We start from the raw sequence: 12039 nt of genomic DNA on the forward strand, positions 1-12039 counted from the left end.
CTAATTAATTAGCAATTAAGCCAAGAGACTGATTAATAATGTGAAAAACAACGCTCTGTTCAACAACGCCTTGGACTAAATGTGCACCTGGGCCTTTAGCGTGTAGGCTGATGTCTTCTCCGGCATGTGTTTCTGAACTCAGTGGTACGGTCGTTTCTTGATGAAAGCCATTGCTCGCAGTGTCGACAGCGGTTAAATCTTGACGACCGGCAATTGAATCTTCGCTATAAGTTACATCAGCGTTAGTTTCATTAACTAAATTACGGAAGCCTCGACCGTTGGTATAACCAACCGTAGTATATGGCATGCCATCAGCAGCCAATGTAGGTTCAGTAGCACCAACGTTAACAACTTTACCCAAAATTGGATTGCCCCGTTTTGGATAACCCGCAATAGTAAAGACGTGACTGTGATCGGCGGTAACTAAAATTAAAGTTTCTTCTGGATTGGTATTAGCAACGGCAGCTTTTACCGCATTAGAAAACTCAATAGTGTCTGTTAAGGCATTATAAGCTGAGCCAGCATGATGACCATGATCGATACGGCCTGATTCAACCACAAGGAAGAAACCTTTATCATTGTTATCTAATATATCAATGGCTTTACTGGTTAATTCTGTTAATGATGGCTCACCGGCAATATCATTTTCTCTGTCCGCTTCATATTGCATATGTGATTCATTAAACAAGCCCAACACTCGCTCAGTTGTATTTGCATCAATGCCATCAAAACCTGCTTGATCAATAATGTATTCGCCATTTTGATATTGCGCTTGCCATTTTGCCGTCAAGTCAACGCCATCTGTGCGGTCACCCTCAATTTCACTAGCAGCATCTGCACTATTAAAAGCCACATCTTTTGGTAAGAAATGACGACGTCCACCACCAAAGGCAACTTCAATACCGTCAACATCAACGCCGGGGAACCTTTGCTCTAAATTACTTTCAAAATTAACCAGTTGGCTAGCAATATCTACACAGCCGGCAGTCACTGCCGCTTCAGGCATATCTGAAACATCTTCCCAGTTACGATCAGCTGATTTCGCATATGCTGCAGCAGGCGTAGCATGCGTAATACGTGCAGTAGAAATAATCCCCGTTGATAAGCCTTTAATTTCTGCTGCTTCAATGGCCGTGACTAACTCATTACCCGAAACTGTTGAACAATCTCCGCGAGCAATATCTTCATCAACACCAATAACACCGACATCAGTTTTAACACCTGACATCATCGCCGTCATTGTGCCAGCAGAGTCAGGTGTTTGGGCGTCAACATTGTAGGTTTTTACTTGTGCTGAATAAGGAAACTCTTCAAAACTTAAATACCCCTCTTCCCCTAACTTGCCTTGATTTTGACCATCAAGAATACGTGCCGCCGTCAGCGTCGAAATTCCCATACCATCGCCAACAAATAAAATTACATTTTTAGCTTTATTCGCTGTCGTCAATTTGGTTTTAGCAATAACCGATTGTTGGCCATCAACAAACCACTGACTATCTTTTTGTGCATTTGGCACAACCCCGGCAATAGCAACACTAGAGAGTACAAATGATGACAAAGCTGAAAGTGAAACCCATTTCGAGTTCATAATGCTTCCTTTGGTGTTTGAGTTAAATTAGTTTTTTGTTAACGCCGCGCATTAACATCAACAGCAGATTAACCACTAAAAATGACAGTAAGGTAAAAGAAAAATGAAGGAATAGTGACGACTTTATAACGTGAAGATGACAAACAGCTCGATTGTGAATACAAATAGCTTAAGAAAACACACTACATTGAAAGAGATAGGATAATGCTAATACGGGCATGAAAAACCATCACAGTAAATTTTACAAGTGCTTTAGCTCAAAACAAATATTAAAAAATCAGGCAGCAAATGCAATGGCGATTAATAAAATGAATATTGAAATAACCGATATTTGGTTGTGTAACTTGGCATTATATTGCATAGGCGTTTCCGAACTAGAGCTAAGGTAATAATCCTATAGAGCCAATTTTTCCCATTTAGTTCAGCGCTTTGCTCATCTTTACATTGAATTTCAGCGAATAATTTTCCGATGTTTCACTAGTTGATGTTACTTTGATTACACTAAGACCTATTGCTAGAGACCATTACACAGCAGTAAAACTAGGAGTGACGTCAAAATACTTGTTGTTGAAACAACCAGAGTAGAGCACTACAAAAACGCTAGCATTGCTTCTGCTGATAGCGGTTTATGTAAATGAAAGCCTTGGGCATAATCACAGTTTTGCTGTTTCAAAAACGATAATTGTTCTTGAGTTTCAACACACTCTGCAACTATTTTCATATTCAAACTGTGTGCTAAAATAATAGTCGAAGAAACAATGCCTCGGCTGGCATTATTTTCAGCCAAATCCATCACAAACATGCCATCAAGTTTTAAAGTATCAACAGGCAGCTCTTTTAAATAACGTAATGATGAATATCCCGTACCAAAATCATCAATCGCTATTTTAATGCCTAGCCCCTGTAAATAAGTCAGCACTTTGATAGTACGAGTTGAATACTCTAAAAAAACTTCTTCTGTGATTTCAAACTCTAAGCACTTAGGATTAACCTCATAATATTTAGTAATATCTTTAATATAAGGCACCAAGTCAACATCAAGTAATTGGCTTGATGAAATATTTATTGCAACACGAATATCGCTATTTTTCCATGCTTGTTGCTGTCGGCAAACTTCATGGATCACCCATTTGCCAATTTGATTAATAATGCCAATTTCTTCTGCTACAGGAATAAAGTTTGCGGGGGCAACAGCCCCCAAATCAGAACTATTCCACCGTAACAGCGCTTCTACTTTTTCTATTTCACCTGACTCTATATTCACTTGTGGCTGATAAACTAAATATAACTCATTATTAGTAATTGCATTTCTCAGATGATTTTCAATAGTCAATCTTTCATGAATAGCCACGTCCATATCATTATGGTAGAAACTATAATGTCCTGGCCCTTGCTCTTTAGCATGATACATACTGACATCGGCACTCTTTAATAATTGACGACTTTCAGTGCCATCAGTCGGATACATACAAATACCAATGCTGGTAGAAACATGTAATGTATGTTTATTCAAGACAAACGGCACTTCAAAAGCTTGATGAATTTTTTGTGCTATTCGCCCAGCCGCCTCAGGTTTATGAATATTTTCCGCAAGGTAAATAAACTCATCCCCCCCTAAGCGAGCAACAGTATCAATATCTCGACCAATATTTTTTAAGCGTTTCGCCACCGCTTTCAGTAATTCATCACCAACGTCATGACCTAAGCTATCATTTATAATTTTAAAACGGTCTAGGTCCATAAACAGCACTGCCAAACCATCTTTATTTCGTTTTGCTGTCGCAATAGCATGCTCTAAACGGTCCGATAACAAATAACGATTGGGCAATAAGGTTAAAGAGTCATAATGAGCTTTTTGAGACAACTGTTCAGTTCTTTCATCAACAATAGCTTGTAAGTTGTTGCTTTGGTTTTGTAATTCTTGTTCGCGCTCATCAACAACATTAATCATATGATTAAAACCATGGGCTAACGTGCCAAGCTCATCATTAAGCTTTAAATCTAAACGTTTCTTATAATCTTTACTCTGACTAATCTCGCGCACATGATGGACCATTTGATTTAATGGTTGCGTGATAAACCGTTGCGATGTCGTTGATAAAAGTCCGGCGAGAAAAACACTAAACGCAATAACATAAAGTAAAATGTCACGATAATAGACTCGTTGTTGGTTAAGTTTTTCTAATGAAGTGCGAATATAAAGATAGCCTAAAGGCTGCCCTTGATAAGTTATAACATCAACACTTTCAAGATAGTTTTCACCCAATATCATGCTTTCTTTTTGCAAGCCTTTCGAAAGCTGAGTTTGATTCTCGTCGAGGTAGTTAGCATTTGACCTATGCTCTGAACATTCGGGATCAGGATGAAACTGAGAGAATTTACTGCCATCAGCTAAATATACTGCAGCAAATTCAATATATTCATTCTTTGAAAATAACGCTAAAGTGTCTGCAGCAGACGTATCATCATCAAATATAATCGCAGACACTAACGACGAACCAACAATTGCGGCCTGAATACGAGCACTTTCTATGGTAGAGTTTTCAAGGATAGTTTCATTGTTTTTATAGAATAACAAACCCGCAACACTCAACACGACAATACTTACCAGTACCATTAAAATAATCAGTTTATAGCGAATAGAAAAAAATTTACTTCCCTTCATTTTTTTTCTCCTCACTACTTAAGGGTTGCGGCCCACCAGAGATAATTTTTGCATGCTTCAATAATGTAGAACTTAATTTAAGCTTTGCATTTAACACTGCAGGTAAATTAACTTCCAACTTCACGCGTTTGTTGTCGGTAACAAAGTTGATCATGCCGCCTTGAGCGATGAAGTTTTTCGAATAACTAACCAGTAATATATTGTGTTCTTCAGGTAGTACATCCCAAAGCTGACTTAATTGTTTCGGAGCAATATAAATCATCTGACAGGAGTCAACACTAGCTTTAGTTATATTTTTTGAACGTGAAATGACTATTGCCTTGCCTGATCGACTTTTAGACCGACGCTTAGCAATGTCGTTAATATAGTTTTCAAACAGGTCATCACCGAGTATGCACAAATTAATACTTTCACTGCTTTGCTCCGGCCACTGAGTAAACGACGTTAAGTGCAATAACAGCCCAGCCATGATCTGCTGATGCTTAGAAACGTCACCTTTAGCAAAAGCACTTGATATAGAAATAAAAAAAAGTAAACAGACAATAAAAACATTGCACTGCCTTTGCTGTTTTTTGAGTTTTAATCGCATACTAGCCAAGATAACAATACTTAAAAATCACTTTGCCAATTAACACTGAAATTCAACGTTTCTTTGGTCTGAATACCATTTAAATTTTGATAAATAGGCTTAGCTATTTCAACCGCAAAGGCTTGCGAATAAATCATAATATCAGCACCAACAACGACACTAACTTTTTGACCACCGTAATTACTTGGTTTAGTTATCCCGGCAGGATAAGGAAATTGTGGATTAGGAACGATGATCTCATCATCCTGACCAATAATCTGCCCCCAATCTTGCAATACAACTTTCATTACGGGATGAAAAGTATTGTTTAAATTCCATTTACTCCATATCGAAGCCGCAAATCGATTACCTAAACGGTAATTTCGATCATTTTTTCCGGAACGAATTTTAGCAAAAAGGTTGCCGCCCCAAAGGTAAGAATCTTGATCGTTGATATAACTTAAACCAATAGGTAAATCCCAAGTACCTGAACCAAGCTGCATAGTATAAGGTAATTGTTGATTGCCTAAAGCGCGCGGCGTATCACCTTTTTCATCTATAGAGCCCGTAGGTAATGACACCCCTACCGACAATGAAAGCTTTTCATTATCCCAACTCTTTAATAGCGTCGTAAAATTCACCGTTATATCCCCCATTCCATCGGAGCTAATATTAAACTCATCGTAACCGGGTACAAGGCTGATATGATCAGTACTTTGCACAATATAAGGCAAACTAATACTAATGCTCTGCTCTTTCGCTAGAAAATAACTAATACTGGCAATATAAGACGCTTGGGTAATTGTTGTTGGCAGTATTGGATAGTTATCATCTGTTCGAGGTTCGCCACCGTCGAAGTAAACTTCATCATTAGTTACTTTATCGTTACCATTTAAATAGCCATCTAACTTAGAACGCTTATAAAGAAAGTTGAAACTCCACGGTTCATAGGTACGCATGTCCATGTCGTCAGTAGAAAGTGCAAACAACTCTTGCAAGCTTAAATCAGCCATTTCAGAGGGGGTATTAGCGATAGCTAAAAACGGACAAGCAGAAATGAAAAATAAATTTACAAACAATAGCTTAGAAAACATAATACTTTTCATACAACAAGCGACCTTGGTAACAGCGAGGCAAGCACACTAACAAAACTTAATACGGAATGAATTACAATTTTTATCTAATGCATAATTGCATACGTTATTACATTAAAGGGCATTCCCTGAGCAGTGAATGATAACTTGTTTTTATGTACAAATACTATGCTTGCTTGAACATTATTTGACTACCATTCTTTGTCAACAGCACTCGATAACCTATAGTCTTACCAATATTACTTTTCAATGACCATTAATAAAACCAAAAAAAGAGACCTCAATTTTATCAACGGTCTGTCGCTATCCATCAAATGTTTAATCGAACATACTTTATCAAATACAGTTTGAATATAATTTACCCATGATGAGGAAGGGCCCCGCGTTAATTCAGTAAGCCCCGCGGAAACACTTGGTAATTTCCATCACTGGTGATGACTGCAATGCTATTAGGGGAAGTAAATGCGACCTGCAACACAGAAGATCGGCCAATCTTTGCTGACTGCCATTGACCAACAAGTTCACCATCATTAACCCGCCACAGCATGATTTTTTGTTTAGGTGAGCCAGTTAAAAAATAATGTTTATCTGCTGAGAATGCTGAATGATTAATTTCTAGAAACTTAAGGCTCGTCTGTAATTCGCTTAACTCATTTTCATTCTTTGCGTCTAATTGCCAAAACGATCGATCGTTGATCGAATCAATAGCAAAACCTAAATGACCATCATCACTAATATCGACATGATTTACTCGTGTTCTATGTTGATATACTGAAATTTTTTCGCCATTACTTGTTTGCCAAACTGCTGCTGTTTTGTCACTAGCGCCGGTAAAAGCAAGCTGACCATCAGCCGACAATGCGACGGCGTTGATATCTAATCGGTGCTGTTGAAATACGTGCTTCTTTGCCGTTTTTGTATTAATAATACTGGCTTGACCATTACGGTAGCCAAGCAATAAAGTATCGCCATTTGCAGATATCGCAATGTCATTGATGATATTGTTATCAGCATACCACTCATTAATTAATTTCACTTTCTTATTAGCCTGCAATTGATACAAGCGTACAACCATTTGGTTTGAAGTGTAAAAATATTGTTGCGACGCTGAGATTCCTACCAACTCAATATGCTCAGCATCTTTACCTTTAATACACGGCATTTGCTGTTGTTTTGACTTATTATTCCATAAACAAATTTGCTCAGGCTCAGCAATTAGCGACAGTAATCCATCAGATGAAATCGACGCCGCTTTAATAGTTGTTTGCGCATAGCGATGAGTTTCAGTTGCTTGCGCTGTTTGCACTTGGTTAGGTGAACATGCACTCAAGCACAATAAAAACAGCGGTACGCCTATAAAGGCCCTGGGATTGTAAATAGAATGTTTTTTCATAAGTATCTCAATCATTTGTCATCTCTAATTTTATATCTACTCTCACTTCTATCCAGCTTACTTTATTCTGAACCATCACCTAACTTATTTTGCTCACTAGTGAATTTTAAATTACTCTCTACTTGCTTCAATTTACGGTGTACTAAATAACTTACAGGTAAAACCATATATAAAAAGGTGAGTAAACCAATGGCAATAATTGGACCTACTTGTTTCGCAAATAAATGATTACTATTAATGTGAATTATCGACCAAATATAAGGCAGTATAACCAACGCATAGCCCCAACATGCCATTTTAAGTGCTGTAAATGATGATTTTCTATCAAGGTATATCAGTAGAGATATACTTAAGGATGTAATAATCAATGAAGGTCCATCAAGTAGAAACCAAACACTATCCACACGACTCATATAGCCACTAACACTTGACCAAAACGCACCATCAAACAATGCCATGTGTGCTTGACCTGTTAACAATTTTTGCCAAAAACCAGGTGCATATTCTGCTAAATTATCGACATAAGATAGCCATAAAATCAAGATAAATGCTATTGAAAATAATACCAATGGTAAAACAATATTTATCTTTCGAACAAAGTTTGGCGAGCTAAATTTTTTCTTAAAATAGATCATACTTGTGCATGTTGCTTGATGCCAAAACCAAGTGTTAGCAGCCTTGATATCCTCCCGCGCTCTTTCGTCAAATTCTTCCATCAAATCGCCAAGAATCACCTCGAGCATCGCAGCTGGTAGAATCCAAGTTAATAACATAATAGCAAAACTTGGAGGTAACAAAGTTACACGGTTAATACCATTTTCAGTATCATTATTCATGTCAGTACTCCCCAATAAAACAATATAGTTTAGCATCAACTCGTGTGTTAAACGCGGCATCTTGCCAAAGCACATCCATTGCCGAACGTGCGCGTTTAAGTGCAACTTGCCCTTGTGTGGTAACAGTAAAAAAACGTTTAGCTCGCCCACCTCGTTCAGCAGTAGCTGCGCCTAATTGACTGCTAACCATGCCCTTTTTTTCTAAACGCTCTAACGTAGAATAAATAGCACCTATAGCAACATTACGGTTTACTTCATTATGCAACAACTGCCGAATCTTCGCTCCATAAGCTTCACTACCTAACCGGATCAGAGCCAGCATTGTCATTTGTTCGAACTCACCAAGAAACTTTTCTTTATCTGCCATCATGCCTTCCTCATCTAATTAACTACATTGTAGTTAATTAGATGATAGTTGCAAAAATATTTTTACTACAATGTAGATGATACACAAATTTTAATTAGTTCAAAAAATTTACACAACATTTACAAAACAATTAACTTAATGATTTATTTATACTAATTAAATTTCAGAGCTTAATTTAATAGGTAAACATAGCCAAACCCTGCAATTTTTCTTGCTATCACTTTATGTCACCTATACCATGCACGACTGATAATCATTCTTATTTAGATTTCTATTGGTATTAAGAGTAAATGTATATAAAAGCTAGCCTATCGGCCATAATTTTGGCTTTGCCTATCACTTCAATAGCGCAAACAACGCCAGACAAAGATCAAGAAGAACACATTGTTGTCACAGGAACCCGTACAGCAAAACTATTGAGTAATTCACCAGTTTTAGTGGACGTTATTGACGGTGAAACCATTGCCAAAATTAGTCACGGCACTTTGGCACAAGCATTAAATTACATTCCTGGCGTTGTAGTAAAGCGCAGTGTAAAAGACGGTTACAATATTCAAATGCAAGGCTTTGACGGTGATCATGTATTAGTGCTTATTGATGGGCAGCCAATTGTTAGCCCAACTGGCTCTTCTGCAGATTTAGACCAAGTACCTGCTAGCAATATTGCCCAAATAGAAGTTATTCGTGGGGCAGCATCGGTAATGTACGGTAGTTCTGCTATGGGTGGGGTGATTAATATCATCACCCATAAAACAGACCAGCCTAACCTTAAATTTGATTACGATATCAGTCAATACCAAGGTAATACAATTGACACTGGTGATTTGAATCACACCTTGAAAGCTTATGCGGTAGATGTTTTTTCTGGTTGGCGCACGCAACTTAATGCGCTCATCATTGACGACCAAGGCTATGACTACGACAGCAATACCGTCAGTCAAGACGCTGCTAGCGTCGAGAAAAAAATCGTTAGCTTAAGTATGAGTAAAAGCCATGACGATATTGCCACTAGTGTTAAATACCAATGGTTAGACGATAAAAAGCTTCGTGATAGCTTTGCCATCCCTGGGCAAAGTGAAGTTATTTACTACCAAACCGATGCGACAGAACACCAACTAGATATTGGTCTTAAAAGTATTAAAAATCCGAAGTCACCATGGCAAATTAACGCCCGCTATATCGATCACCAAGAAACCAGTGGTCAGTCAAACGGCTTACGCGACACCAACATTGTGCTTACCGAGGTTAATGGTCAAAAAATATTTCAGATAGATAATATTGAACTTGTCACCGGTGGGGTTATTCATGCAGATAAGTTAAACCAAGACAAACCTGCTGACGGTGTTATTGAAATTGATGATAAAAGCAGGGAAAGTGTCGAAGTTTTTGCTCAGGGTAACTGGGTTAAAAAAAATCACCAAGTGCTTGCAGGGATGCGCAGCCAATATGATTCTGACTTTGGTTGGCATAACGCTGTTCGTCTTAGTGCCATGAAAAACTTTAGCCTAGATTCCGGGAAATTACAGTGGCGTGCTGGCTTAGGCCAAAGCTACCGAGTGCCTAATTTAAAAGAGCGCTTCTATATTTTTGACCACAGCGCACTCGGCTATATGGTATTAGGTAATAAAGCACTTGAACCTGAAACTGCCAATTCAATTAATTCGAGCTTAACATTTAACACTACCTTGGCTGATAACGCTGCCGAACTGCGCAGTGATATTAGTATTCATTACTCTAAAACTGACGATCTTATCGATACAGTCGTTGATCCTGAACAATCAGAGTTAACAGGCCTGTCTATTTATCAATATCAAAATATTAGCGAAGCCGAAATTCATGGTTTTGACCTCAGCACTGAAGTTAAATTTAACCAGTGGCAAATGCAATTAAATTACAGTTACTTAACCAGCGAAGATGAACACAATAAACGCTTACTTTCTCGTCCGCGCCATCAGGTGAAGTTCAATATTAATTATGACATTGATGCCTACGACATTGAGCTTATTGCCTATGCAGTTTATCAGGCAGGAGAAGCAGTCCCTGATGGTTATCAGGGTGTCGAAAATAATGAATACAGCACATTCAACGCGGTATTAAACCAAGCCTTAACTGACAAGTTATCTTGGCGCATCAGTGTCGACAACATTTTTGATCAACACAAAAGTAGCTCAGCCAATCGCCAAAATTTATTTGACGCAAGACCTGTTAGTAGTCGCACGATAAGTGCTGGTATTAGCTATCAATTTTAAGAAATCTCGGAGAGAAAAATGAACACTAAATTTACGACACCATTTAAATTAACCAGCTTGGCACTATGCGTATTATTAACCGCCTGTGGCGGTGGCAGTAGCTCAAGCAATGAGACTGCGCCAACACCAGCGCCAACACCAACACCAACACCAGCACCAACTCCAGCACAAGGTGCTGTTAGTGGTCCACATAGCACAGGTAGTGTTAGCGAACCTGTATTTGTTTATTACGACTTAGAGACTAAAGCCGTTATTGAACTAACAACAGAACAAGCGGCAACAAATACCGTTTGGGATGTCGCTTTTAAACGCAGCGGTATTTTCTTAAATCAACACAGTGATAATACCGTAAAGGCTTATGCTACTGGCAATAACAGTGATTTTTTTGATGCTGACGGTAAAGCAATTGCCGCGAGCTTTATTGCCGCAACGGCGGAAACTGAGTTGGATGATTACTTAGCAATAAAAACTAGTGATATTCCAACTGATGAGACTAAATTTGTTGCTGATGTCACATCAAACATCATTGAAGGTTTTTATGACTACAACTCAACGACTCATGTTGTTACCGCTGCTGATACTAAATATTTTATCGCCAACTCTGATGACGCTTTCACTAAATTTAGAGCAACCAGCATTACCACTGCTGGCCGAGGTATAGGCCAAATTACTTTTCAAACGGCTTATCAAAGTAGCAGTGATGCAGCATTTTCCGCAGAGCAAGAGCTCACTATTGACGCAGCATTAACTTGTTCAGGTGACGTGACACATGTTTATGTAGATTTTGACATCAACCAAGAAGTTACTATGGCTGATGCTTGGGATATTAACTTTCCTTGTGCGGCTGATAAAACTGGTGCTGATTTCACAATTAACATAGCTGATGACGCTCAAGCCATGCACGATTTCGATAATAACTACGATGCTATTGACCCAACTGCCGTTGCCTACTATGGCTTCCAAAGAAACAGTTACTCAGTAAAAGCATTTGATGGTACTCCTTGGTATCAATACGGTGTAAATGGCGGACATTTATTATGGTCACAATTCGACGTTTACTTAATTAAAACACCAACGAACACTCATAAGCTACAAATGACTAGTTACTACAACGCTGATGGCGTTTCAGGAAACATTAGTTTTAGATCGGATGAAGTAAATGAACTTGCGGGTGAAAGCGAGTAATTAACCAAACAGCACAGGTTCAAACTCAAGACACCAAACTATAACAGTGTCTTGAGTCTCTGATTCACTATGTTAAACGAATGAATTAGCACAT

General features: G+C 38.4%; 9 protein-coding genes. 2 read left to right on the forward strand and 7 right to left on the reverse strand.

Annotated features, from left to right (window positions below; genetic code table 11):
* Nucleotides 1–4: 4 nt before the first annotated feature.
* The 7 genes from B7C41_RS17755 to B7C41_RS17785 form a co-directional block, all read right to left on the reverse strand.
* Nucleotides 5–1588 (reverse strand): alkaline phosphatase, encoded by a 1584-nt coding sequence (locus B7C41_RS17755; RefSeq protein ID WP_085300322.1) that lies wholly within the window; start codon nt 1586–1588, stop codon nt 5–7.
* Between the two features lie 589 nt (nt 1589–2177).
* On the reverse strand, nt 2178–4253 hold the full coding sequence (locus B7C41_RS17760) for an EAL domain-containing protein (protein WP_085300323.1): 2076 nt from the start codon (nt 4251–4253) through the stop codon (nt 2178–2180).
* A complete protein-coding gene (locus B7C41_RS17765; RefSeq protein WP_085300324.1) occupies nt 4240–4842 on the reverse strand; it encodes a YfiR family protein in 603 nt (200 codons plus the stop codon). The genes B7C41_RS17760 and B7C41_RS17765 overlap by 14 nt, the downstream gene beginning before the upstream one ends.
* Nucleotides 4843–4862: 20 nt before the next feature.
* Nucleotides 4863–5927, reverse strand: coding sequence for a transporter (locus tag B7C41_RS17770; RefSeq protein WP_085300325.1), 1065 nt, complete (start codon nt 5925–5927; stop codon nt 4863–4865).
* Between the two features lie 373 nt (nt 5928–6300).
* Nucleotides 6301–7308 (reverse strand): WD40 repeat domain-containing protein, encoded by a 1008-nt coding sequence (locus B7C41_RS17775; RefSeq protein WP_158089158.1) that lies wholly within the window; start codon nt 7306–7308, stop codon nt 6301–6303.
* A gap of 62 nt (nt 7309–7370) precedes the next feature.
* Nucleotides 7371–8144 (reverse strand): hypothetical protein, encoded by a 774-nt coding sequence (locus B7C41_RS17780; protein WP_085300327.1) that lies wholly within the window; start codon nt 8142–8144, stop codon nt 7371–7373.
* 1 nt (nt 8145) lies between these two features.
* Nucleotides 8146–8514: a PadR family transcriptional regulator gene (locus B7C41_RS17785; RefSeq protein WP_235839771.1), complete on the reverse strand. Its 369-nt coding sequence runs from the start codon at nt 8512–8514 to the stop codon at nt 8146–8148.
* Between the two features lie 287 nt (nt 8515–8801).
* Between B7C41_RS17785 and B7C41_RS17790 the strand changes: the two genes are divergently transcribed.
* A complete protein-coding gene (locus B7C41_RS17790) occupies nt 8802–10760 on the forward strand; it encodes a TonB-dependent receptor plug domain-containing protein (RefSeq protein ID WP_085300329.1) in 1959 nt (652 codons plus the stop codon).
* Nucleotides 10761–10778: 18 nt separating this feature from the next.
* Nucleotides 10779–11945, forward strand: coding sequence for an HmuY family protein (locus tag B7C41_RS17795; protein ID WP_085300330.1), 1167 nt, complete (start codon nt 10779–10781; stop codon nt 11943–11945).
* Nucleotides 11946–12039: the final 94 nt, after the last annotated feature.

Source organism: Cognaticolwellia mytili, assembly GCF_002104475.1.
In the GTDB taxonomy this organism is placed as follows: domain Bacteria; phylum Pseudomonadota; class Gammaproteobacteria; order Enterobacterales; family Alteromonadaceae; genus Cognaticolwellia; species Cognaticolwellia mytili.